Source organism: Escherichia sp. TW09308, assembly GCF_000208565.1.
GTDB lineage: Bacteria > Pseudomonadota > Gammaproteobacteria > Enterobacterales > Enterobacteriaceae > Escherichia > Escherichia marmotae.
In genome coordinates, this window is the sequence record NZ_AEME01000001.1 from 4377672 (window position 1) to 4402416 (window position 24745).

Sequence of the window (24745 nt, forward strand, 5' to 3'; positions counted from 1 at the left end):
CCTCCCGCGCTTAGCCAACGACCAGATTGAGGAGTTTACCCGGTACGTAAATCACTTTACGTACGGTAACGCCATCAAGATATTTTGCCACCAGATGTTCCTGGCCAGCACGTTCGCGAACCTGCTCTTCCGTTGCATCCACCGGAACGGTGATTTTGGCACGGACTTTACCGTTAACCTGCACAACCACCAGCGTGGAATCTTCCACCATCGCTTTTTCGTCAGCAACCGGCCACGGCGCGTTGTCGATATCGCCTTCGCCTTTCAGCTCCTGCCACAAGGTGAAGCAGATGTGCGGCGTGAACGGGTTAAGCATACGCACAACGGCCAGCAGTGCTTCCTGCATCAGCGCGCGATCCTGCTCGCTATCGGTCGGCGCTTTCGCCAGCTTGTTCATCAGCTCCATAATCGCCGCAATTGCGGTGTTGAAGGTCTGACGACGGCCGATATCATCGGTTACTTTAGCGATAGTTTTATGAACATCGCGACGCAGAGCTTTCTGATCTTCAGTCAGTGCATCGACGTTCAGTGCCGCAACATCACCTTTTGCAGTGTGCTCGTAAACCAGTTTCCAGACACGTTTCAGGAAGCGGTTAGCCCCTTCAACGCCGGACTCCTGCCATTCGAGCGTCATATCTGCCGGAGATGCGAACATCATAAACAGACGAACGGTGTCCGCACCATAACGTTCAACCATTACCTGCGGGTCGATACCGTTATTCTTCGATTTGGACATTTTGCTCATGCCGGTATACACCAGCTCATGACCTGCCGCGTCTTTCGCTTTCACGATACGGCCTTTCTCGTCACGCTCAACGATGGCATCAACCGGAGAAACCCAGTTACGCTCGCCGTTTTCGCCAACGTAGTAGAAAGCATCTGCCAGCACCATGCCCTGACACAACAACTGTTTCGCTGGTTCGTCAGAGTTCACCATACCTGCATCACGCATTAGTTTATGGAAGAAGCGGAAGTAGAGCAGGTGCATGATGGCGTGTTCGATACCACCAATGTAGATATCTACCGGCAGCCAGTAGTTAGCTGCTTTGGAATCCAGCATACCTTCTTTGTACTCCGGGCAAGTGTAGCGCGCATAGTACCAGGAGGACTCCATAAAGGTGTCGAAGGTGTCGGTTTCACGCAGTGCTGGCATACCGTTAACAGTGGTTTTCGCCCACTCAGGATCTGCTTTGATTGGGCTGGTAATGCCGTCCATCACCACATCTTCCGGTAGGATCACCGGCAGTTGGTCATCCGGAGTTGGCATTACAGTACCGTCTTCCAGCGTAACCATTGGGATTGGCGCACCCCAGTAACGTTGACGGGAAACACCCCAGTCACGCAGGCGATAGTTAACTTTACGCTCGCCAACGCCCATTGCCGTCAGTTTGTCGGCAATGGCGTTAAAGGCCGCTTCATGGTCAAGACCGTTGAACTCGCCAGAGTTGAACAGCACGCCTTTTTCCGTCAGCGCCTGCTGGGAGAGATCCGGTTCAGAACCGTCAGCCGCCAGGATAACCGGCTTGATGTTCAGACCATATTTAGAGGCAAATTCGTAATCGCGCTGGTCGTGACCCGGAACGGCCATGACTGCGCCAGTGCCGTACTCCATCAATACGAAGTTTGCCGCCCAAACCGGAATTTCTTCGCCAGTTAATGGATGAACAGCTTTAAAGCCGGTATCGACGCCTTTTTTCTCCATTGTCGCCATTTCAGCTTCGGCAACTTTGGTGTTACGGCATTCATCAATAAAGGCCGCCAGTTCAGGATTATTTTCCGCTGCCTTCTGTGCCAGCGGGTGACCTGCCGCTACCGCCAGGTAGGTACAACCCATAAAGGTGTCAGGGCGGGTAGTGTAAACGGTCAGTGTGTTGTCATAGTCGTTAACGTTGAAGGTGATTTCCACGCCTTCGGAACGACCGATCCAGTTACGCTGCATGGTTTTAACAGTGTCTGGCCAGTGATCCAGTTTATCCAGATCGTTAAGCAGCTCGTCAGCGTAAGCGGTGATTTTGATAAACCACTGCGGGATCTCTTTACGTTCAACTTTGGTATCACAACGCCAGCAGCAGCCGTCGATAACCTGCTCGTTCGCCAGTACGGTCTGGTCGTTCGGGCACCAGTTGACCGCAGAAGTCTTCTTATACACCAGGCCTTTTTTATACAGCTCGGTGAAGAATTTCTGTTCCCAACGGTAGTATTCTGGCGTACAGGTCGCCAGCTCGCGGCTCCAGTCATAACCAAAGCCCAGCATTTTGAGCTGGTTTTTCATGTACGCGATGTTGTCATACGTCCACGGTGCTGGCGCGGTGTTGTTTTTCACCGCTGCGCCTTCCGCAGGCAGACCAAACGCATCCCAGCCGATCGGCTGAAGAACGTTTTTGCCCAGCATACGCTGGTAGCGGGCGATCACGTCACCAATGGTGTAGTTACGAACGTGGCCCATGTGTAGTCGACCAGAAGGATAGGGAAGCATAGACAGGCAGTAATACTTCTCTTTGCTCTCGTCTTCGGTTACTTCAAATGTGCGCTTCTCATCCCAGTGAAGCTGTACTTTGGATTCTATCTCTTCCGGGCGGTATTGCTCTTGCATGGCAGCCAGTGGTCCTGTTTTCAATACGGCTACAAATGTAGCGTTGAGGTGGTTTTTCAGATCCGCATAGCATAGCCCAAACGTCCGCGTCAAAACAGCCTTTCGCGCACTCGACGTTGAAATGATGCCCGGATTATTCATACATTAATTTACAGAGTTTGTGGGCGTATTAGCAAAGTAAGGAACAAAGAACGTCTATTATTATAGTCAGTTAACGACCCGGGAGATGAAACGATGAACAAGGTTGCTCAATATTACCGTGAACTGGTCGCGTCACTGAGCGAACGCCTGCGCAATGGCGAGCGTGATATCGACGCGCTGGTAGAACAGGCGCGCGAGCGCGTAATAAAAACAGGGGAGTTAACGCGAACCGAGGTCGATGAACTGACACGCGCCGTCAGACGTGACCTGGAAGAGTTCGCTATGAGCTATGAAGAGAGTCTGAAAGAAGAATCTGACAGTGTTTTTATGCGGGTGATTAAAGAAAGCTTGTGGCAGGAGCTGGCGGATATCACCGATAAAACGCAGCTTGAGTGGCGCGAAGTTTTCCAGGATCTCAACCATCACGGGGTTTACCACAGCGGAGAAGTGGTAGGGCTGGGGAATCTGGTCTGCGAGAAATGTCATTTTCATCTCCCAATCTACACGCCGGAAGTGCTGACGCTATGCCCGAAATGCGGCCACGACCAGTTCCAGAGACGCCCGTTCGAGCCGTAATAGTCTGATTTCGCACAGTAATAAAGATAATTTGGGTCGAATGAAAATCGTCCGACCCTTATCTGTTTTTATCTCTACAGTAAATTTTCAATCTCACGGATTTCTTTACTGACATCTCTTGTAGCGGATGACTGAACTTTACGGTACAAGTTGAGGGCCTGTCGGAGATCGACAGCCTTTACCAGTCAACCGCTTCTTCATATTTAGGGGGCTGTATCGTCGAGAATGCGCCCCGGCAAATTGGCTGCTAATGCATGTTCTTAATACACTGAAATTGCAGAACATGAAATTTTGCTGGCATTTCGCGCATTATTATCCTCGGATGAGGAACGATTTAAGCAGTCCACCTGGCAGCGATTCATTCATCAATTAAATTATTGCTCAATGGAAGAGATTGATAAGTTACGCTGGTTGCTGTGCAGGATAACCATGAATGCTGCCTATTTATCTTTCGAGTATGTCGTGTTATTAGCAGAAAGAGTGCGGTGGTTGCAGGAGGAAAATGCCGGGATAATAGACGAAAAAGAACTGGAATCCTTTTTATATGCCATTGCCAGGGGGAATGTTTTTAACTTCCAGACCATCCTGTATTTACCCGTTGCATTCTCCATTTAGTTGGCTGATAAAAATCTTAATGTGCGGGAAGCTCTGCAAGTAATTCTTCCGCATTTTTATAATGTTGTTCCGCTGCCAGTTTCAACCATTTGCGGGCTTCATAATTATTGACGTTTATGCCTGTGCCGTTTCTGTAGATCAAACCCAATGTGTATTGTGCATGAACATACCCTTGTTTAGCGGCTTCTTTATACCAGAGAATTGCTTTACGGGTATCGGGTTTGACTCCCAGCCCTTTCAGGTAGATCCACCCTAGTTTGCTCTGCGCGCGCGGATTTTCCTGTTCCGCCGATTGCTCATACCAGTACCTCGCCATTGCATAATCCAGCGGTTTACCATTACTACCATGAAGATAAAATTCGCCAAGGCGATATTGCGATGTTGAGTGACCATGAATGGCGGAAAGTTCCGTTGCTGCCGTGGTAAACGGAAGGCTGCCCGGTGCGCTTAAATAATCAAAGACATAATTCGCCATAGCTTTATCGCGCAAGGTCGTTTTCTTAGGTTGGCTAATACAAGTGATTGCCGCAACTATAAATATTGCGAATATAAAATATATTTTTTTGTTCATTTATCAATGCTTCGATTTTCTTTTTATTTTGAAAGCGTCAAGTTTATACTCATCATCAATAAAAAAGTAGTCAGTTAATGTACTTAAAGGATTGTTAATAAATGGATAAGGATGAACAACACCTTCTATTTGCGCTTTCTACGCCAATGGAAATTCTTAATCAGGGATGCAAGCCTGCACACGACTCGCCAAAAATGTATACCGGAATAAAAGAATTTGATCTCTCATCATCCTGGGGAATAAATAATCGTGATGATTTAATTCAGACTATTTACCAAATGACTGATGATGGCCACGCGAATAATTTAGCTGGTTTATATCTGGCATGGCATCGCTCTTCCCCTGATGAGTGGAAAGCATTAATTGCTGGTGGCCCCGAACGCGGGTTGATTTATACCCAATTCGTTGCCCAAACCGCTATGTGCTGTGGGGAAGGGGGAATCAAAGCCTGGGATTATGTTCGGATGGGGTTTTTGTCGCGCGTCGGTGTACTCAATAATTGGCTGACAGAAGACGAAAGTTTATGGCTGCAATCGCGCGTTTATGTTCGGGCACACTATTACTATCACAGTTGGATGCACTATTTTTCCGCCTATTCGTTAGGGCGTCTCTACTGGCAATCCTCCCAGTGTGAAGACAACGCTTCGCTACACGAGGCGCTAACCCTGTACAAATACGATAGTGCCGGAAGCCGAATGTTTGAAGAACTGGTGGCAGGAAGCGATCGTTTCTATGCCACGCTTCCCTGGCGGCCATTAACTGTTCAGCCTGAATGCCCGGCAACGCTTAAGGATGTGAGCGACCTATGAAAACATGTTGGCAAATTCTCGAAATCGAAAGCACAACGCAAATTGATATTATCCGTCAGGCTTATCTTGCTCGCTTACCGTTGTGTCATCCCGAAACCGATCCGCAAGGGTTTAAAGCATTACGTCAGGCCTATGAAGAGGCGCTGCGACTGGCGGTAAATCCTGTAGAAGAATCAGTTGATGAAAAGAGCAACACCGCAGTTGAACATGAAGCACTGAGCGCATTCAGGGCATTACTGAATTCAGAAAGTGAACGTTTTCAGCCCTCCGCCTGGCAGAAATTTATTAAACAATTAAATAACTACAATATGGAAGAGGTGGATCAATTACGCTGGTCGCTGTGCGCAATCGCCATAGAAGCGCGATACCTTTCATTAAATTGCGCTTCTTTGCTGGCCGGGCGTTTGAACTGGCATTCATTTAGTGACAGCGAAGGAATGGATGAAGAAGAGCGGGAGGCTTTTCTTGAGGCTATTCAGGCTGGGGATTGTTTCGATTTTCTTAGCCTTCTGGAATACCCCGTCGCGTTACAAAACCAGACTATTGAGTATTACTTCGCGCTGGAACGCTGCTGTCGTTACCATCCTGACTATGTTACTGCGTTTTTAGCGATGGAAGGTCCGTGGTTCATTCCTGATGATGCGAAGTTACATCGCAAACTGTTGCGCTGGTACAGCTCGGTGCAAACAGGTATGGCGGAACTCATTCCTGTAGCCCAACAGTGGCAAGCGGAAGAACCAGAAAGCGAAGATGCCCGTTATTACCAGTGTGCACAACGGTTGTACTGCGGCGAGGGGGAAAGCCTGCTTGCCGATCTCTGTGCATACTGGGAGAGTCATTCATCGACGCAAGCGGATAATTTGTTGTTGCAGTGGAGTGCGCAACATTGCCCGGATTATTTCGCGCTGTTAGTGATGGTTATCGAAGCGCAGAGCATGGTTGATGCACAAGGTAAGCCGCTGAAATATGTTCCAGGCGAGAGCGCCCGAACACGGCTTTTGTGGGCGCAAATATTACATAGCGGTAAATTATCCTCTTTAGGGCAATCATTTATTGAATCGCTGTTTTATAAGCGCAAAGCATGGGCGTGGTGGAAATCAAAAGTCGGTAGCGAGACAGAGCAAGATTCACCGTTACTGAATCTGTATCAGGTAGCGGAACAGGTTGTGCTGGAAGCGTTTCCGAAACAAGAGAAGCTGGCCCGCCTGAAGGCGCGGCTGGAATGCGGAGAAGCACATCCGTTAGAAGCGATTATCACTCGTATGCTGTTGACAAAAGTGAAGCTGGAGCCGGTGGATGAAGATGTCGATGAGCCAATACCTGAAAAACATGAAGAGAAGAATGATGAGATTGAAAAACCACAGAGCATTATCAGCATTATCAAAATCAGCTTAACGGTGCTGGTGATAGGTTATGCACTCGGCAAAATTGCGATGTTGTTCAGTTAGATGTGAGGCTAACGCATCCTATCCTTCAATGTCGGATGCGATGCTAACGCATCTTATTCGACCTACGGGTAGGCCGGATAAGGCGTTTACGCCGCATCCGGCAGCCGTGCTTAAGGGATCTCAATGGCCAGATAATCGCTCGCCCGCCGACGAACTTCATCGACGCGCGCTATGTCGTTTGACTGCAATGCCGCATCAAAATCGGCAATCACCCGGCCAATCTCTTCTCTTTCATCGCCCAGCGCTCGTGCCCATAACTCTTCCAGTTTGGCTTTAAAAGTTCGGTTAATAAGCATATCGCGCGGATAAATTTTTAATGCCGATAACCGCGCCCGACTCTCTTCTATTTGCTGCGCATTTAACGTCACCGGGCTGTGATTAATCACTCTGGACTTAACGTTACCATCTTCCAGAAGCACGTCAACTTCAAGCAATCCGTTGATATCATAGCTAAAACGAATATCGATAGACTGGTAAGCGCCGGTTTTTTTCAGCGGCACATCGAAGGACTCCACCAGAATATTGTTCTTAACTTTGTGGTTTTCCCCCTGGTAGACATTAACCGTAATTGAATCCTGCTCCGGGTGCATGGTCGAGTAAGTTTCTACACGCGATACAGGTACAGTCGTGTTTCGTTCAATAATCGGTGAGAAAATGCCGGAAACCCCCTGACGGTTTACTTCTACGCCCAAAGAGTAAGGGCAGATATCGGTGAGGATCACTTCTTCAATATCTTCACTGCGTAAGCGGCAGGCGGCCTGGATTGCTGCGCCCAATGCGACAATGGTGCTCGGATCGTAGCTTTGATACGGCAACTTGCCAAACAGACGTACCGCAATTCGCTGTACTAATGGCATTTGCGAAGCGCCACCAACCAGCACCAGACTGTCGATTTGACTCGGTTTCAAACGTGCATCGCGCAATGCCTGTTCGATAGGCACACGCAAGCGGTTGAGTAGCGGTAACCACAAATCTTCCAGTTCGTTCTCGTAAAATTCGCACTCCCGCGTTTCTTCCTGGTACTGCCAGTGAATGTGCAGCGGTAATTGATTGCCACATTTTGCCGCTTCTACACAGACATACAGCGCCGCCAGTTCACTTTCGTTGAGCGTGTTTTTAGCCACTGCGGCGCGTTTTAACACTTCATCCACCAGCATATGAGTAAAATCTTCGCCACCAAGGAAGTTGTCGCCAGCGGAGGCGTGAACTTCAATCACCGGCGTGGCGTATTCGAGCACCGTGACGTCAAACGTGCCGCCTCCGAGATCAAAAACCAGCGAGCGGGTGTTTTGTTGCGTATGCAGGCCATACGCCATCGCGGCTGCTGTGGGTTCATTAATTAAGCGTACTGCATTTAACCCGGCTAACTCCGCTGCTAAACGGGTATGCTTGCGTTGTTCATCGCTGAAATAAGCCGGAACGGAGATCACCACATCTTTAATCGGACGTTGCAGAAATTCTTCGGCATCTTCTTTTAATGAGCGTAATACCAAAGAGGATAGTTCTGGCGCGTTAAATGTGTCGCTGCCTAACCGCCAGTTGGTATTACTGCCCATTGCGCGTTTAAATAACGCTGCGGTTTTATCCGGATGCGAAGTGCGCCGTGATACAGCCGGTTTTCCGACCAGAATATGATTATTTTCATCCATGCTAATTATGGATGGTGTTAAATATTCACCGAATTTATTTGGAATTAATTGTGCGGTACCGCCTTTCCAGACGGCAATTAAACTATTGGTAGTACCGAGATCGATACCAATGGCGAGTTCTGCATTATCCATTGCATTTATATCTTGAAGGAAAAAGAGAGAGTCAGAGTAAGATCACCCCATTTTCACGTGGTGATCTTAATCAATGACGTGTATTAAGCGTAAAATTTCAGACGATCGGCCAGTAAATCAACAAAGCCCTGACGATCCACATCGACCATTATGGTGGTATTTGGTTTATTACCAGTGAGATAGTAATAATCAACAACCGTCATACCCTGAGTATATTTCCCTTGTGTTTCGACACCAACCCAGCGTTCAACGGTGGTAAACAGTTCAGGTTTTAGCAGCCAGGCGATGGTGCATGGATCATGCAACGGTGCGCCGACAAAGCCCCATTTTTCGTCTTTGTGATATTCGAGGAAGAAATCCAGCAGTTCGGCAACGATGGTTGAAACAGGGTTACCAATAGCGCGGAAACGCTCGGTATCCTCAACGTGAATTTGCGCTTTGTGGGTGACATCCAGACCAGACATCACCACCGGAATCCCTGACTGGAAGACAATTTCCGCCGCTTCCGGGTCAACGTAAATATTAAATTCTGCCGCTGGCGTCCAGTTACCGAGTCCCATCGCGCCGCCCATAATCACAATTTGAGCGATTTTGTTATGCAGCTCCGGGTGGCTGTTGAGCAACAACGCAACGTTAGTTTGTGGTCCGGTGGAAACTATCGTGACGGGTTCAGCACTTTCGCGCAGCGTTTTCGCCATCAGCTCCACCGCCGTGCAATTTTGCGGCGCAAACGCCGGTTCCGGCAATGCCGGGCCGTCCAGGCCGCTTTCGCCGTGCACATTGTCCGCGATAATCAAGTCACGCATTAACGGTTTTACTGCGCCACCAGCCACCGGAATATCGGTGCGATTAAGTAGGGTCAGCATACGCAGAACATTACGTAATGTTTTATCGGGCGTCTGGTTTCCGGCGGAGGATGTGATGGCTTTGACATCAAGCTCTGGTGAGGCGAGGGCGAGAACTATTGCGATAGCGTCATCATGACCTGGGTCGCAATCTAACAGAATTGGCAGTGCCATTGTTGCTCCTTGTTGTGTGCTTCTTTGCGACAAGGGTAACGCCGGGATGTAACAGATACGAGAGGCGAAACGATAAAGCGTGAGATGGCGCGCACTTGAGTATGCGCGCCTGACTTATTAGTGCAGTATTTTCGCGAGGAAGTCTTTTGCGCGGTCTGATTTCGGATCATCAAAGAACGCGTCTTTTGGCGAGTCTTCGACAATTTTACCTTCATCCATAAAGATCACCCGATTTGCTACTTTACGGGCAAAGCCCATTTCGTGGGTGACCACCATCATAGTCATTCCTTCATTCGCCAGCTCCACCATCACATCCAGCACTTCGTTGATCATCTCCGGATCCAGTGCCGATGTCGGTTCGTCGAACAGCATCGCAATAGGATCCATACATAATGCGCGGGCAATCGCTACACGCTGCTGCTGACCACCGGAAAGCTGCGCCGGAAACTTATTGGCATGCGCAGAAAGTCCCACGCGTTCCAGCAGTTTCAGGGCCTTTTCGCGGGCGGGCGCTTTATCGCGTTTAAGCACTTTTACCTGCGCCAGGGTCAGGTTTTCGATAATCGACAGATGGGGAAACAACTCAAAATGCTGGAACACCATTCCGACGCGGGAACGCAGTTTTGCCAGATCGGTTTTCTTATCGTTAACCACGATGCCATCAACGGTGATTTCACCTTGCTGCACCGGTTCGAGGCCGTTGACGGTTTTAATCAGTGTCGATTTACCGGAGCCGGACGGGCCGCAAACCACCACCACTTCGCCTTTTTTTACTTCGGTTGAGCAGTCGGTCAGCACCTGAAAGTGACCATACCATTTTGAAACATTTTTCAGGGTAATCATTATGCTGTCCTTCTTTTCAAGTAGCTGACCAACAACGATGCGCTAAGGCTAATGATGAAATAAACAAATCCGGCAAACAGGATCATCTCCACCTGCGTACCATCACGTTCACCAATGGTTGAGGCGGTACGGAAGAAATCGGCCAGAGATAACACATACACCAGCGAGGTATCCTGAAACAGGACGATGCCCTGAGTGAGCAGCAGCGGCACCATCGCACGGAACGCCTGCGGCAGAATAATCAGTTTCATCGACTGCCAGTGGGTCATTCCTAACGCCAGCGCAGCGCTCGACTGACCACGAGAAATACTTTGAATACCGGCGCGGATAATCTCGGAATAGTAGGCCGCTTCAAACATCGAAAATGCCACCATTGCAGAAATTAAGCGGATATCGGTTTTGGGTGATAATCCCAGCACGTTTTGCAGAAAACCCGGCACGATCAGGTAAAACCACAACAGAACCATCACTAACGGTATTGAACGGAACACGTTGACGTAGGCTTTGGCAAACCACGCCACGGGTGCAAAGCTGGACAGGCGCATTACCGCCAGCATCGTGCCCCACAAAATACCAATCACGACTGCCGTGATGGTGATTTTCAGGGTGATCACCAGCCCATCCAGCAGATACGGCAGGGAAGGAACGATTGAACTCCAGTCAAACTCGTACATTATTTGCCTCCCATGTTGCCGGGCAGGCGAACTTTACGTTCGACCAGCGTCATCACCAGCATAATAACGGCGTTAATCAGCACATACGCCAGCGTGATGGCGGTAAACGATTCCCAGGCGTGGGCGGAGTAATCGAGCAATTTTCCGGCCTGTGCTGCCATATCTACCAGACCAATGGTTGAGGCGATGGCGGAGTTTTTCACCAGGTTCATCATCTCAGAGGTCATCGGTGGGACGATAACACGATAGGCGTTAGGTAACAGAACATAGCGGTAGGCTTGCGGCAGCGTCAGCCCCATCGCCAGTGCGGCATTCTTCTGCCCTCGTGGCAGCGACTGGATCGCGGCGCGTACCTGTTCGCAAACACGAGCGGCAGTAAACAGCCCCAGGCAGAGCATGGAAGAAAGGAAAAACTGAATATTGGGATCCAGCTCCGCCTTAAACCACATGCCGATTTTTTCCGGCAGTAGTTCTGGGATCACCAGATACCAGGTAAAGAATTGCACAATCAGTGGCACGTTGCGGAACAGTTCGACATACAACGTGCCCAGACCGGAGAGAAAACGGTTTGGAACGGTACGTAAAATGCCGAATAACGAGCCGACGAGGAAAGCGATAATCCAGGCGCAGATCGACAGAGCGATAGTGACCTGAAAGCCGCTCCAGATCCAGCCGAGATAGGTGGTGTTGCCGAACGGGGCTTGTTGTAAAAAAATACCCCAGTTCCAGTCTATAGACATAAATCTACTCCAGAAAAAAAAGGGTAGCAGCGTTAACTGCTACCCTCGAAGATTGTTACCCAGCGTATTGCGGTTTTCAGGCCCGATGGGGAACGACCATCAGGCGTATAGTCTGTCCGTGCTACGTAACAATCGAGAGGGCTGAACTTTCCGCCCCTGGTTCTTGTAATTAGTTCAGTGCTTTGTCATTAGGTTCTTTGAACAGTGCTTTCATTTCGTCCGACAACTCGAAATTCATGTTCAGGTTTTTCGGTGGAATGGGGTTTTTGAACCACTTATCAAACCATTTTTCCGCTTCACCGGAGGTCTGCACCTGGGCGATGGTGTCATCCATCAGCTTTTTGAATTGCGGATCATCTTTGCGCAGCATGCAGCCGTAAGCTTCCTGAGACTGCGGTTTGCCGACGATTTCCCAGTTATCAGGCTTCTTCGCTTTCGCACGTTCACCGGCCAGCAGGGCGTCATCCATCATAAAGGCAACGGCACGACCGCTTTCCAGCGTGCGGAAAGAGTCACCATGGTCTTTGGCGCTGATGATGCGCATATTCATCTTCTGATCTTCATTCAGTTTGTTGAGCAGAACTTCAGAAGTGGTGCCGGAAGTGACTACTACGGCTTTGTCTTTCAGATCAGCAAAATCTTTAACATCGCCGTCTTTTTTGGTCAGCAGGCGCGTACCGACCACGAAAATGGTGTCGGAGAAAGCCGCCTGTTTCTGGCGTTCGAGGTTGTTGGTGGTAGAACCACATTCAAAATCGAAAGTGCCGTTTTGCAGCAGCGGAATACGGTTTTGTGAGGTGATCGGGATCAGTTTCACCTGCAGATCCGGTTTGTTGAGTTTCTTTTTCACTGCCTCGACAATGGCGTTGGAATAATCCTGAGAGTAACCCACCACTTTTTGCTGGTTGTCGTAATAAGAGAAAGGCACCGAAGATTCGCGGTGACCGACGACAATCACGCCGTTTTTGGCGATTTTGTCCAGCGTACTGCCTGCAGTCGGGGCAGTGTCTTCTGCCTGTGCCAGACCTGCGGAAAGCGCCAGGGCCAGGATTGCTGTGGCAGATTTACGTAATTGCATATCCAACTCCTTTATCTTCTGCGTTAAGAACGCATGGATACCCGTTGTGAGTGTTTGTGTTGTTATCATCTGCAACTTTATTGTGCAGTGTTGTGCTTGTTAGGTAACATTTAGTTTGTATAAATGTAAAGATATTGATGTTTTATTGTTTGTTTTTGCGAGATGCACCGCACCATTCCGAAGCAAAATTCTCAAAATGCACTCTTTTGGTGCTATCGGTGGATTGCTATGGTGCAACCAGGTTGTACCGACACCGGTTCAAGGTTTGCCTTGTATAACAAAGCAATAGATGTGCCAAAGTTGGATAGGGGAATTTTGTCATCCGGATAACGCATTGACGCCGCATCCGGTGAGCGTGCCGAAATACGTGATGTATTCCGGCACAATTAGAAGGGATTATTTACGTCGCTGACGGAGACTCATCAACACAGAGGCAAAACCAAACAGTGCCGTCAGCACCCACAGCGGCCAGTTGCCGGTACGTGCGTACGGTGTGAGTCCGGTAGTCGGCGTCACGTTAGTGGTTAATACTTCGCGGGTGAATTGCGGGATCATCGCCTGAACCTCACCCTGTGGGCCAATCACCGCCGTAATGCCGTTGTTGGTGCTACGCAGCAGCGGGCGCGCCAGTTCCAGCGCACGCATTCGCGCCATCTGGAAGTGCTGCCACGGGCCAATAGACTTACCAAACCATGCATCGTTGGAGATAGTCAGCAGATAGTCGGTATCCGGACGGAAGTTATCGCGCACCTGCTCGCCAAGAATGATCTCGTAGCAAATGGCTGCGGTAAGCTGAATACCATTCACGGACAGCGGCGGCTGGATATAAGGCCCGCGGCTGAATGACGACATCGGCAGATCAAAGAACGGCGCTAACGGACGCAGAATCGACTCCAGCGGGACAAACTCGCCAAACGGCACCAGATGGTTTTTGTTATAGCGATTGGTCGATTCATAGCTGTAAGGTGCACCTTTACCCAGCGTGATGATGGTGTTGTAGGTATCGTAGCGGTTCAGCTTATTGAGGCGCGCGTCGACAATCCCGGTGATCAGCGAGCTACCTTTTTCACGCAGCACGCCATCCAGCTCTTTGAGGAATGGTTGCTGATTCATTTCCAGATCGGTAATTGCTGACTCTGGCCAGATAATCAATGACGATTTACCCATCAGCGGTGCTGTCGCGTTGTAGTAAATCTTCAGCGTATTAAGAAGCTGGCTTTCATCCCACTTCAGTGATTGTGGAATATCACCCTGAACCATTGAAACCTGAATGGTTTTCTCCGGTTGCGGGGTAAACCACTGGATGTAACGCAGAGGGAAGGGGAGTGCAAACAGCACAACGGCCACCACCAGCGGACGCCAGTTGCGTTTGACCAGCGCCAGCGCCAGCAGGCCACTAACCATCATCAGCAGGAAGTTAATGGCTTCCACGCCCATTATCGGTGCCAGCCCTTTTAACGGCCCGTCAATCTGGCTATAGCCGAACTGCAACCACGGAAAGCCAGTTAGCACCCAACCGCGCAGAAACTCGGTAACTTGCCAGAGGGCAGGGGCGGCAATCGTCACGCGCGGCCAGGTGGTTTTCGGCCACAGCCGCGCCAGAACACCAGCAAACAGCCCGGTATACAGCGAAAGATACGCCGCCAGCAGCACCACCAGGAAGATGTTTACCGGGCCTGGCATCCCGCCAAAGGTCGCGATGCTGACATATACCCAGTTAATACCGGTGCCAAACAGGCCAAATCCCCAGCAGAAGCCGATAGCGGCAGACTGAAGTGGGCGGCGGTTAAAGGTCAGAGCCTGAAGCCCCATCAGCGAAACAATCGCCGCAGGCCAGACGTCATAAGGGGAGAAGGCCAGCGTTCCGCAGGCACCGAATAATAACGCCAGCAGTAGGCGAATGCGCTGGCGTTCAAGTAATGAGGCAAAAGCCATGTAGTTATCTATCCAGTTTCGGTTTTATTCATCCAGCTTCGGCTGGGGTGAGTCATCCGGGATTTTGACATGAACCTGAATAATACGCCGACTGTCGGCCATCGCCACTTTGAACTGGTAACCGTCGATGTCGATGGTTTCGCCACGCGCCGGAAGATGCCCAAACGCCTGCATCACCAGACCACCGATGGTATCGACCTCTTCATCGCTAAAGTGGGTGCCGAACGCTTCGTTGAAATCTTCGATGGAAGCCAGCGCACGCACGGTCCAGGTGTGACGGCTAAGTTGACGGAAGTCGATATCATCTTCTTCGTCATACTCGTCTTCAATCTCACCAACAATCAGTTCCAGGATGTCTTCAATGGTCACCAGACCGGAAACACCGCCGAATTCGTCAATGACGATCGCCATGTGGTATCGCTGAGAGCGAAACTCTTTCAGCATCCGGTCTACGCGCTTACTTTCAGGAACGACAACCGCCTGACGTAACACTTTGTCCATGCTGAAGGCTTCAGCATCGCTGCGCATAAACGGCAGCAAGTCTTTCGCCATCAGAATCCCTTCAATGTGATCTTTATCCTCGCTGATCACCGGGAAACGCGAGTGGGCAGACTCGATGATGACATCAAGGCATTCATCCAGCGTCTGGTTGCGTTTCAGAGTAATCATCTGGGAGCGCGGGATCATGATGTCGCGAACGCGTTGGTCTGCGATGTCCATTACCCCTTCGAGCATATCGCGCGTATCTTCGTCGATAAGGTCGTTCTGCCCGGAATCACGGATCAGCGCCAGCAGTTCGTCACGGTTTTTCGGTTCACCGTGGAAAAGTTGGCTGAGTAACAGGGAGAAAAATCCCTTCTTGTTGCTTATCGTGTCACTACTGTGTGAATTGTCGTCGCTCATGGCGTCGTATGGGTTCTCATGTTAGTTAATCAAAACACCGTCGTTACTTACCAACGGCGGGGACGTCTGCCAGTCAAATGCCCGGCAAATTATTCTTTCTCGGCAATGTACGGATCCTCATAGTCCAGAGCAAGCATAATCTCTGTTTCGAGGGCTTCCATCTCTTCTGCTTCGTCATCTTCGATGTGATCGTAACCTAACAAATGCAGACTGCCGTGCACCACCATATGCGCCCAGTGCGCCTCCAGTGGTTTACCTTGTTCCTGCGCTTCTTTCTCAACCACCTGACGGCAGATAACCAGATCGCCCAGCAGCGACATCTCCATGCCAGGCGGCACTTCAAATGGGAAGGAAAGCACGTTGGTCGGCTTATCTTTACCGCGATAGGTCAGATTCAGACTGTGGCTTTCGGCGGTATCGACCAGGCGAATAGTCACTTCTGATTCTTCCTGAAAATGCGGGATCACCGCATTCAGCCATGTCTGAAACTGGCTCTCTTCCGGTAGCCCGGAATTATCTTCACAGGCCAGTTGTAAATCGAGGATCACCTGACTCATTTTTGTTCCTGTTCTTCACGCTTGCGCTCTGCCGCCAGCGCCGCTTTACGTTTTTGTTCGGCTTCTTCCCAGGCTTCATAGGCGTTAACGATACGCGCCACTACCGGGTGACGAACAACGTCTTCGCTGTGGAAGAAGTTAAAGCTGATCTCTTCGACATCGGCCAGCACTTCGATGGCGTGGCGCAGACCCGATTTGGTATTACGCGGCAGGTCGATCTGCGTGACGTCGCCGGTGATAACCGCTTTTGAGTTAAAACCGATACGGGTCAGGAACATCTTCATCTGTTCGATGGTGGTGTTCTGGCTCTCATCAAGAATGATAAATGCGTCGTTCAGTGTTCGACCACGCATATAGGCCAGCGGCGCGACTTCAATAACGTTGCGCTCAATCAGTTTCTCGACTTTTTCAAAGCCAAGCATTTCGAACAGCGCGTCGTATAGCGGGCGCAGATACGGGTCTACTTTCTGGCTTAAATCGCCGGGCAGAAAACCTAATTTTTCACCAGCTTCTACTGCCGGACGGGTCAGCAGAATACGACGGATTTCCTGACGTTCCAGCGCATCAACCGCCGCAGCCACAGCCAGGTAGGTTTTACCCGTACCCGCCGGACCCACGCCGAAGGTGATGTCATGGTCAAGAATATGGGCGATGTACTGCGCCTGGTTCGGTGTGCGTGGTTTAATGACCCCGCGTTTGGTCTTGATATTGACCGCTTTGCCGTACTCTGGCACGCTCTCCGCACTTTGTTCCAGCACTCGCGCTTCTTTAATCGCAAGGTGGATCTGCTCCGGTTCGATATCCTGGATCTGACCGCGCATTGGGGCAGTATCGACATACAGGCTGCGCAGAATGTCTGCCGCGGCAGTGACGCAAATCGGACGACCGGTCAGTTTAAAGTGGTTATCGCGGCGATTGATTTCGATGCCGAGACGGCGTTCGAGTTGCTTGATGTTGTCATCAAACGGGCCGCACAGGCTCAACAGACGCGCGTTGTCTGCTGGCTCCAGGGTGATTTCGCGAGTGTCTATGTTCAAACCGTTCCTCTTATTTGTATGCCGCCGGAAGCTGAACATTCACCGGCCTATAAGGAAATTATTCACGCCACAGGAAAAAGGCGCAAGCATTGCGATAAAAATGGGGATAAAGAGAGAAAAAACAAGGCCCACCGGAACGGCGGGCCTGAGAATTACGGCTGATAATAACCCACGCCAAGGTCGTTTTCTTTGCGGGTACGGGCAATCACCGATTCCGGAGCCTCTGCCACGCGCAGACCCATTTCCTCTTCGGTACGTACCACTCTACCGCGCAGGGAGTTCGGGTAAACGTCGGTAATTTCCACATCGACGAATTTACCGATCATATCCGGCGTGCCTTCGAAATTGACCACGCGGTTATTTTCGGTACGCCCGGAAAGTTCCATGATGTTCTTACGCGAAGTACCTTCCACCAGAATACGCTGGGTGGTGCCGAGCATCCGGCGGCTCCATGCCATCGCTTGCTGATTGATACGTTCTTGCAGAATATACAGACGCTGCTTCTTCTCTTCTTCCGGAACATCATCAACCATATCGGCGGCTGGCGTACCCGGACGTGCGGAGAAGATGAAGCTATAGCTCATGTCGAAATTGACGTCGGCAATCAGCTTCATGGTTTTCTCAAAGTCTTCGGTGGTTTCGCCAGGGAAGCCAACGATGAAGTCAGAACTGATCTGAATATCCGGACGCGCCGCACGCAATTTACGGATGATCGCCTTGTATTCCAGCGCCGTGTGGGTACGGCCCATCAGGTTGAGGATGCGATCGGAACCGCTCTGTACCGGCAGGTGCAGGAAGCTCACCAGTTCTGGCGTATCGCGATAAACCTCGATGATATCGTCGGTAAATTCGATCGGATGGCTGGTGGTAAAGCGAATACGATCGATCCCGTCGATAGCGGCAACCAGACGCAGCAGATCGGCAAACGAGCCGGTGGTGCCGTCGTAGTTCTCACCGCGCCAGGCGTTCACGTTCTGACCGAGCAGATTGACTTCACGCACGCCCTGAGCGGCAAGCTGGGCAATCTCAAACAGAATATCGTCGGATGGACGGCTTACCTCTTCACCACGGGTGTAAGGCACCACGCAGTAGGTGCAATATTTATTGCAACCTTCCATGATGGAGACAAACGCGGTTGGTCCTTCGGCGCGCGGTTCTGGCAGACGGTCAAACTTCTCGATTTCCGGGAAGCTGATATCTACGACCGGGCTGCGGTTTCCGCGCACGGAGTTGATCATCTCCGGCAGACGGTGCAGCGTTTGCGGCCCAAAAATAATATCGACGTAGTGGGCGCGTTGACGAATGTGGTCGCCTTCCTGCGAAGCCACGCAGCCGCCAACACCGATAATCAGGTCCGGATTCTTCTCTTTTAACAGTTTCCAGCGACCCAACTGATGGAAGACTTTTTCCTGAGCCTTCTCGCGGATTGAGCAGGTGTTCAGCAGCAGCACATCCGCTTCTTCCGCCACGTCGGTCAGTTGATAGCCGTGGGTGGCATCCAGCAGATCGGCCATCTTCGATGAATCGTACTCGTTCATCTGACAGCCCCAGGTTTTAATATGGAGTTTTTTGGTCATCGACTTGCTCTTGCGAAATAGTAGCCAGGAATGCAGGGCGCATAGTGTAATGCTTTGCTGCCGTTGTGACCAGTATGAGCGTTATCAGCCCTTGGGGGTAAAAATCCTGTAAACTTAAAGCATATTGCTAACAGGATGATTGACCATGACAAATCAACCAACGGAAATTGCCATTGTCGGCGGAGGAATGGTCGGCGGCGCACTGGCGCTGGGACTGGCGCAGCACGGATTTTCGGTAACGGTTATTGAACACGCTGAACCTGCGCCGTTTGTAGAGGACAGCCAGCCTGACGTGCGTATTTCAGCGATTAGCGCTGCGTCGGTATCATTGCTTAAAGGTTCAGGTGTCTGGGATGCGGTACAGGCTATGCGTTGCCATCCTTATCGCAGACTGGAAACGTGGGAGTGGGAAACGGCGCATGTGGTGTTTGACGCCGCTGAACTTAAGCTACCGTTGCTTGGCTATATGGTGGAAAACACCGTTCTGCAACAGGCGTTGTGGCAGGCACTGGAGACGCATCCGAACGTGACGCTACGTGTACCGGCCTCGCTGATTGCGTTGCATCGCGATAATGATCTTCAGGAGCTGGAGCTGAAGGGCGGAGAAGTGATCCGCGCGAAGCTGGTGATTGGTGCCGATGGGGCAAATTCACAGGTGCGGCAGATGGCGGGAATTGGCGTTCATGCCTGGCAGTATGCGCAGTCGTGTATGTTGATTAGCGTGCGGTGCGAGAATGATCCTGGCGACAGCACCTGGCAGCAGTTTACACCTGACGGGCCGCGTGCTTTCCTGCCGTTGTTTGATCACTGGGCGTCGCTGGTGTGGTATGACTCTCCGGCGCGCATTCGCCAGTTACAGAATATGAATATGGCGCAGTTACAGGCGGAAATCGCGAAACATTTCCCGTCGCGTCTCGGTTATGTGACGCCGCTTGCTGCGGGGGCGTTTCCACTGACGCGTCGTCATGCATTGCAATATGTTCAGCCAGGTCTGGCACTGGTGGGCGATGCGGCGCACACCATTCATCCGCTGGCGGGGCAGGGCGTGAATCTTGGTTATCGCGATGTTGATGCTCTGATTGACGTTCTGGTGAGTGCGCGCAGTCATGGCGAAGCGTGGGCCAGTTATCCAATCCTCAAGCGTTACCAGATGCGTCGCATGGCGGATAACTTCATTATGCAAAGCGGTATGGATCTGTTTTATGCCGGATTCAGCAATAATCTGCCGCCACTGCGTTTTGTACGTAATCTTGGTTTGATGGCGGCGGAACGTGCTGGCGTCTTGAAACGTCAGGCGCTGAAATATGCGTTAGGGTTGTAGCCTCACAACATTGCCGGATGCATGCCAACCGTAGGTCGGATAAGACGCGGCAGCGTCGCATCCGACTTCGTAGGGTAAGGCGTGCCAACATCGCATTCGATATTGAATAAACGCAGAAAAGCAAAAAGCCCGCCGAAGCGAGCTTTTTTAATGTGGCTGGGGTACGAGGATTCGAACCTCGGAATGCCGGAATCAGAATCCGGTGCCTTACCGCTTGGCGATACCCCAACAGGGTGCACTTACGATGTAAGCGTCTTGAATAAATTGGCTGGGGTACGAGGATTCGAACCTCGGAATGCCGGAATCAGAATCCGGTGCCTTACCGCTTGGCGATACCCCAACAAATTTTTTTGAACTTGCCGAACCTGTTCGACACATTCAGAATTTGGTGGCTACGACGGGATTCGAACCTGTGACCCCATCATTATGAGTGATGTGCTCTAACCAACTGAGCTACGTAGCCAGATTATTTCTTCGATGGCTGGGGTACCTGGATTCGAACCAGGGAATGCCGGTATCAAAAACCGGTGCCTTACCGCTTGGCGATACCCCAATAACCGGGCGGTGAACCGCTTACTCGAAGAAGATGGCTGGGGTACCTGGATTCGAACCAGGGAATGCCGGTATCAAAAACCGGTGCCTTACCGCTTGGCGATACCCCATCCGTACAACGCTTTCTGGTGAATGGTGCGGGAGGCGAGACTTGAACTCGCACACCTTGCGGCGCCAGAACCTAAATCTGGTGCGTCTACCAATTTCGCCACTCCCGCAAAAAAGATGGTGGCTACGACGGGATTCGAACCTGTGACCCCATCATTATGAGTGATGTGCTCTAACCAACTGAGCTACGTAGCCATCTTTTTTTCGCGATACCTTATCGGCGTTGCGGGGCGCATTATGCGTATAGAGCCATGCAGCGTCAACCTCTTTTTCAAGGAAAATTGCTTGAAATTGACTGTTTGGTTAGGTTGCGAACAGCGTGGCGCTATATTCGTCAATTATTGTTTACTTTGTGTTTTTTCTACAGCCTGCAGCCATTCTTTTGTCATACGGGGTGAAATTCAGAATTCAACAATAGCGGCGGGAAATTAATCTATGAAATACTGACCCGTTGCAACAGGACAGAACAGGGATCGCTACGCCTGCATCTCTGCTACCACTTCAGGCGATTTATTGAGGGAATAATATGTTGCGTTTTATGACGGTGCTGGTCAGTGCTTTATTACTTATGCAATCGGCGTTTGCCGATACAGCCCGACCGGAAATTGGTAAGTATGTCTTTGGTTATCGTGGTCAGGAAGGAGCAGTGGTCTGGATGATGCGAATTGGGCCGAAAGCGGAAAATGAAGCCCTTGTTCAGGTATCTCATGTTGATAATGACATCGATGGTCAGATTTTTCGCTGCAAAGTAAAAGCATTACAGGAAGGTGAGAAATCGTATACCGCTGTAATCAAGGGCGAATCTTTTGAGTTATTACGCCTGAAAGAGGGAAATGGAAGCCTGCATATCCCGGATGAATCGGCAGCCTGGTCAGTCGCCTACAGTAATGAGTTATCTGACAGCGATGTAGCAAATCCGGAACATTTCCTCACAGCCTATCAGAATCAACAAGTTCCCCAGTAACTGAAATTGCCCCGGATTTCTCCGGGGCATTATTACACGTCTTATTTATACGCCGACTGGTGAACACCGACTGCACGACCCGATGGATCGTCCATTTTCTTGAACGCTTCATCCCACTCAATCGCTTTGGCAGAAGAACAGGCAACGGACGGCCCCCCTGGTACGCACTCTGCGGCACTTGGGAGCGGGAACAGTTCTTCAAAGATTTCGCGATACAGATACGCTTCTTTTGAGGTCGGCGTATTGTATGGGAAGCGGAAGCGGGCCGTTTCCAACTGTTGATCAGAAACCTGCTGCGCCGCCACTTCTTTCAGAGTGTCGATCCAGCTATAACCGACACCATCTGAGAACTGCTCTTTCTGCCGCCAGGCCACACTTGCGGGCAGATACGCTTCAAAACATTCACGCAGGATGTGTTTTTCCATCTTGCCGTTGCCGCACATTTTGTCCTGCGGATTAATGCGCATCGCTACATCAAGGAATTTCTTGTCAAGGAACGGCACGCGTGCTTCCACGCCCCAGGCCGACATCGCTTTGTTGGCGCGTGCGCAGTCATACATATGCAGGGCCAGCAGCTTACGCACCGTCTCTTCATGCAACTCTTTGGCGTTCGGCGCTTTGTGGAAATAGAGATAACCGCCAAACACTTCGTCAGAACCTTCACCGGACAGTACCATCTTAATGCCCATCGCCTTGATCTTACGCGACATTAAATACATCGGCGTTGAAGCGCGAATCGTGGTCACATCATACGTTTCAATGTGATAAATCACGTCGCGGATGGCATCGAGACCTTCCTGTACGGTGAAGTGAATTTCGTGATGCACAGTGCCCAGATGATTTGCCACTTCCTGGGCCGCTTTCAGATCCGGTGAACCAGGCAGACCCACGGCAAAAGAGTGCAATTGCGGCCACCAGGCTTCTGAACGTTCCTGATCTTCCACGCGGCGGGCGGCGTATTTTTTGGTGATAGCCGAAATAATTGAGGAATCCAGACCACCGGAGAGCAGCACGCCGTAAGGCACGTCAGACATCAGGTGGCTTTTAACGGAATCTTCCAGTGCCTGACGCAGCTCGTTTTTGTCGGTCACGTTATCTTTCACCGCATCGTAGTCGAACCAGTCGCGGTGATAATAAGAACGGATTTCGCCGTCCTGACTCCACAGATAGCTCCCTGCCGGGAACTCTTTAATGGTGCGGCAAACCGGCACCAGGGCTTTCATTTCTGAGGCCACATATAGCTGGCCGTGTTCGTCATAACCCATATACAGAGGGATGATCCCCAGATGGTCGCGACCAATCAGATATGCATCTTTTTCGCTGTCGTACAGGGCAAAGGCAAACATGCCCTGCAAATCGTCGAGAAATTCCGCCCCTTTTTCCTGATACAACGCGAGGATCACTTCGCAGTCAGATCCAGTCTGGAACTGGTAACGATCGCCATACTCAGCACGCAGCGCCTGGTGGTTGTAGATTTCCCCGTTCACTGCCAGTACGTGGGTTTTTGATTGATTGTAGAGAGGCTGCGCACCCGCGTTAACATCAACAATTGACAGACGTTCGTGGGCGAGAATTGCATTATCGCTGGCATAAATACCGGACCAGTCCGGGCCACGATGACGCATCAGGCGTGACAGCTCGAGTGCTTTCTTCCGCAGCTCAACTGCGTCTGTTTTGATATCGAATACGCCAAAAATTGAACACATAACCTTCTCCGTTAACCTGGTGTTTGCTGCTTGTTGTGTTTGCTTGTTTAAAAAAATGCCGCAAAGCAGCAATGTGCGCAAGAGATTTGGCGGTGAAAAAATAAAAAACGTAATGGTGATTGATGAATGGTGAAAAAGAGTGGGGTGTAGTGACCTGTTTATTGATGAATCGATAATTTTTAGCGGGTTTTATTGAATGGATATATTTTGCAGGGGGATCAGAAACCAAATCGCTTACAAAGTGAGATTTGTTCATGCCGGATGTGGCGTGAACGCCTTATCCGGCCTACAAAATTATGAAAATTCAATATATTGCAGGAGCTGCGTAGGCCTGATAAGCGTAGCGCATCAGGCAGTTTGGCGTTTGTCATCAATATCAACCACGTCCTGAGACGTGGTTGATTTTCAGATAACGTCGATTTCAGCGACTGATGGGTAAATCCAGCTAGGGCGGAACGGCATACTGTCGATATCGTCGAGCGACGAAACACCAGAGAGTACCAGAATCGTCTCCAGACCCGCCTGGAAGCCAGCCAGAATGTCGGTACGCAGGTTATCGCCAACAATCACCGTTTCTTCCGAGTGCGCCTGCATTTTGTTTAATGCTGCACGGATGATCCACGGGCTGGGTTTACCAACATAGAACGGTTTACGTCCGGAGATTTTCTCGATCCCCGCGCACAATGCGCCACAGGCCGGATAGAAACCACGTCCGTGAGTATCCGGGTTGGTGGCGATAAAACGTGCGCCGTTGGCGACGAAATATGCCGCTTTATGCATCATGTCCCAGTTGTATGAGCGCGTTTCGCCAACAATCACAAAGTCAGGATTAACATCGGTAATGGTAAAACCGGCTTTGTACAGTTCATGGATCAGCGCGCCTTCGCCCACTACATACGCTTTTTTGCCTTCCTGTCGACGCAGGAAATCGGCAGTTGCCATCGCGGAGGTATAAAACACACTGTCTGGCACATCGACACCCGCAGTGGCAAAGCGGTTTGCCAGGTCTTGCCCGGTCTGCGAAGGATAGTTGGTCAGCAACACCAGCGGCAGGCCTTTATCCATAATCCCGTGCAAAAACTCCGCTGCACCCGGTACGGCGACGTTATCGTGCATCAGCACGCCGTCGATATCGCAAATTACATTTTTAATGGTCATGGACTACCCAGAATATTCACAACAATAAGCGCCACTATA

At 50.6% G+C, this 24745-nt stretch carries 20 protein-coding genes, 7 tRNA genes and 2 pseudogenes; 6 read left to right on the plus strand and 23 right to left on the minus strand.

Annotated elements, in window-relative coordinates; all coding sequences use genetic code 11:
• Positions 1–10: 10 nt before the first annotated feature.
• Positions 11–2593 (minus strand): leucine--tRNA ligase, encoded by a 2583-nt coding sequence (gene leuS / locus ESM_RS0121195; protein ID WP_001366479.1) that lies wholly within the window; start codon positions 2591–2593, stop codon positions 11–13.
• A gap of 234 nt (positions 2594–2827) precedes the next feature.
• On the opposite strand from leuS, the gene ESM_RS0121200 reads away from it, so the two are divergent.
• Positions 2828–3310 carry a zinc ribbon-containing protein gene (locus ESM_RS0121200; RefSeq protein ID WP_001044880.1) on the plus strand — a complete coding sequence of 161 codons (483 nt, stop codon included), beginning with the start codon at positions 2828–2830 and terminating at the stop codon, positions 3308–3310.
• Positions 3311–3384: 74 nt separating this feature from the next.
• On the opposite strand, the pseudogene ESM_RS1000000129240 reads toward ESM_RS0121200, so the two are convergent.
• A pseudogene (locus tag ESM_RS1000000129240) lies at positions 3385–3489 on the minus strand (hypothetical protein); the annotation flags it as partial.
• Positions 3490–3580: 91 nt separating this feature from the next.
• Here ESM_RS1000000129240 and ESM_RS1000000127970 point away from each other — a divergent pair.
• Positions 3581–3913 (plus strand): annotated as a pseudogene (locus ESM_RS1000000127970) (J domain-containing protein); the annotation flags it as partial.
• 28 nt (positions 3914–3941) lie between these two features.
• On the opposite strand, the gene ESM_RS0121210 reads toward ESM_RS1000000127970, so the two are convergent.
• A complete protein-coding gene (locus ESM_RS0121210; RefSeq protein WP_001035173.1) occupies positions 3942–4496 on the minus strand; it encodes a tetratricopeptide repeat protein in 555 nt (184 codons plus the stop codon).
• Positions 4497–4597: 101 nt separating this feature from the next.
• On the opposite strand from ESM_RS0121210, the gene ESM_RS0121215 reads away from it, so the two are divergent.
• Complete coding sequence (locus ESM_RS0121215) at positions 4598–5305, plus strand: DUF1266 domain-containing protein (protein ID WP_000356526.1); 708 nt, start codon at positions 4598–4600, stop codon at positions 5303–5305.
• A complete protein-coding gene (locus tag ESM_RS0121220; protein WP_010380735.1) occupies positions 5302–6753 on the plus strand; it encodes a hypothetical protein in 1452 nt (483 codons plus the stop codon). The genes ESM_RS0121215 and ESM_RS0121220 overlap by 4 nt, the downstream gene beginning before the upstream one ends.
• A gap of 110 nt (positions 6754–6863) precedes the next feature.
• On the opposite strand, the gene hscC is transcribed toward ESM_RS0121220, so the two are convergent.
• The 11 genes from hscC to miaB all read right to left on the minus strand — a co-directional run bounded on the left by hscC (position 6864) and on the right by miaB (position 18897).
• The gene (gene hscC / locus ESM_RS0121225) at positions 6864–8534 is read right to left on the minus strand and encodes a molecular chaperone HscC (RefSeq protein WP_000367917.1); all 1671 of its coding nucleotides are present in this window, start codon (positions 8532–8534) and stop codon (positions 6864–6866) included.
• An 83-nt stretch (positions 8535–8617) separates the two neighbouring features.
• The gene (gene rihA, locus ESM_RS0121230; protein WP_001207490.1) at positions 8618–9553 is read right to left on the minus strand and encodes a pyrimidine-specific ribonucleoside hydrolase RihA; all 936 of its coding nucleotides are present in this window, start codon (positions 9551–9553) and stop codon (positions 8618–8620) included.
• A gap of 117 nt (positions 9554–9670) precedes the next feature.
• Entirely contained in the window at positions 9671–10396 is a 726-nt protein-coding gene (gene gltL, locus ESM_RS0121235) for a glutamate/aspartate ABC transporter ATP-binding protein GltL (RefSeq protein WP_000631384.1), read from the minus strand.
• Positions 10396–11070, minus strand: a complete 675-nt coding sequence (gene gltK / locus ESM_RS0121240) for a glutamate/aspartate ABC transporter permease GltK (protein ID WP_000272808.1) — start codon at positions 11068–11070, stop codon at positions 10396–10398. The genes gltL and gltK overlap by 1 nt, the downstream gene beginning before the upstream one ends.
• Positions 11070–11810 (minus strand): glutamate/aspartate ABC transporter permease GltJ, encoded by a 741-nt coding sequence (gltJ, locus tag ESM_RS0121245; protein WP_000020950.1) that lies wholly within the window; start codon positions 11808–11810, stop codon positions 11070–11072. Before gltJ ends, gltK begins: the two co-directional genes overlap by 1 nt.
• A gap of 169 nt (positions 11811–11979) precedes the next feature.
• Complete coding sequence (gene gltI, locus ESM_RS0121250) at positions 11980–12888, minus strand: glutamate/aspartate ABC transporter substrate-binding protein GltI (RefSeq protein WP_001515970.1); 909 nt, start codon at positions 12886–12888, stop codon at positions 11980–11982.
• Between the two features lie 396 nt (positions 12889–13284).
• Positions 13285–14823, minus strand: a complete 1539-nt coding sequence (gene lnt / locus ESM_RS0121255; protein ID WP_000853095.1) for an apolipoprotein N-acyltransferase — start codon at positions 14821–14823, stop codon at positions 13285–13287.
• A 24-nt stretch (positions 14824–14847) separates the two neighbouring features.
• Positions 14848–15726 (minus strand): CNNM family magnesium/cobalt transport protein CorC, encoded by an 879-nt coding sequence (corC, locus tag ESM_RS0121260; protein ID WP_001278605.1) that lies wholly within the window; start codon positions 15724–15726, stop codon positions 14848–14850.
• Positions 15727–15815: 89 nt separating this feature from the next.
• The gene (ybeY, locus tag ESM_RS0121265; protein WP_000084455.1) at positions 15816–16283 is read right to left on the minus strand and encodes an rRNA maturation RNase YbeY; all 468 of its coding nucleotides are present in this window, start codon (positions 16281–16283) and stop codon (positions 15816–15818) included.
• Complete coding sequence (locus tag ESM_RS0121270) at positions 16280–17320, minus strand: PhoH family protein (RefSeq protein ID WP_024191850.1); 1041 nt, start codon at positions 17318–17320, stop codon at positions 16280–16282. Before ESM_RS0121270 ends, ybeY begins: the two co-directional genes overlap by 4 nt.
• A 152-nt stretch (positions 17321–17472) precedes the next feature.
• Positions 17473–18897 (minus strand): tRNA (N6-isopentenyl adenosine(37)-C2)-methylthiotransferase MiaB, encoded by a 1425-nt coding sequence (gene miaB / locus ESM_RS0121275; RefSeq protein ID WP_000162729.1) that lies wholly within the window; start codon positions 18895–18897, stop codon positions 17473–17475.
• A gap of 145 nt (positions 18898–19042) precedes the next feature.
• On the opposite strand from miaB, the gene ubiF reads away from it, so the two are divergent.
• A complete protein-coding gene (gene ubiF / locus ESM_RS0121280) occupies positions 19043–20218 on the plus strand; it encodes a 3-demethoxyubiquinol 3-hydroxylase (protein WP_000184597.1) in 1176 nt (391 codons plus the stop codon).
• A 153-nt stretch (positions 20219–20371) separates the two neighbouring features.
• Here ubiF and ESM_RS0121285 read toward each other — a convergent pair.
• From ESM_RS0121285 to ESM_RS0121315, 7 genes are all read right to left on the minus strand, one after another.
• Positions 20372–20446, minus strand: a tRNA-Gln gene (locus tag ESM_RS0121285).
• Positions 20447–20483: 37 nt separating this feature from the next.
• A tRNA-Gln gene (locus ESM_RS0121290) sits at positions 20484–20558 on the minus strand.
• 46 nt (positions 20559–20604) lie between these two features.
• Positions 20605–20681, minus strand: a tRNA-Met gene (locus tag ESM_RS0121295).
• A 15-nt stretch (positions 20682–20696) separates the two neighbouring features.
• Positions 20697–20771: transfer RNA gene (locus ESM_RS0121300), tRNA-Gln, on the minus strand.
• 34 nt (positions 20772–20805) lie between these two features.
• A tRNA-Gln gene (locus ESM_RS0121305) sits at positions 20806–20880 on the minus strand.
• Positions 20881–20903: 23 nt separating this feature from the next.
• Positions 20904–20988: transfer RNA gene (locus tag ESM_RS0121310), tRNA-Leu, on the minus strand.
• An 8-nt stretch (positions 20989–20996) separates the two neighbouring features.
• Positions 20997–21073: transfer RNA gene (locus ESM_RS0121315), tRNA-Met, on the minus strand.
• 331 nt (positions 21074–21404) lie between these two features.
• Between ESM_RS0121315 and ESM_RS0121320 the strand changes: the two genes are divergently transcribed.
• A complete protein-coding gene (locus ESM_RS0121320; protein WP_000943492.1) occupies positions 21405–21842 on the plus strand; it encodes a hypothetical protein in 438 nt (145 codons plus the stop codon).
• Positions 21843–21883: 41 nt separating this feature from the next.
• On the opposite strand, the gene asnB is transcribed toward ESM_RS0121320, so the two are convergent.
• Both asnB and nagD read right to left on the minus strand, forming a co-directional pair.
• A complete protein-coding gene (gene asnB / locus ESM_RS0121325) occupies positions 21884–23548 on the minus strand; it encodes an asparagine synthase B (RefSeq protein WP_000337102.1) in 1665 nt (554 codons plus the stop codon).
• 405 nt (positions 23549–23953) lie between these two features.
• A complete protein-coding gene (gene nagD, locus ESM_RS0121330; RefSeq protein ID WP_000153129.1) occupies positions 23954–24706 on the minus strand; it encodes a ribonucleotide monophosphatase NagD in 753 nt (250 codons plus the stop codon).
• Positions 24707–24745: the final 39 nt, after the last annotated feature.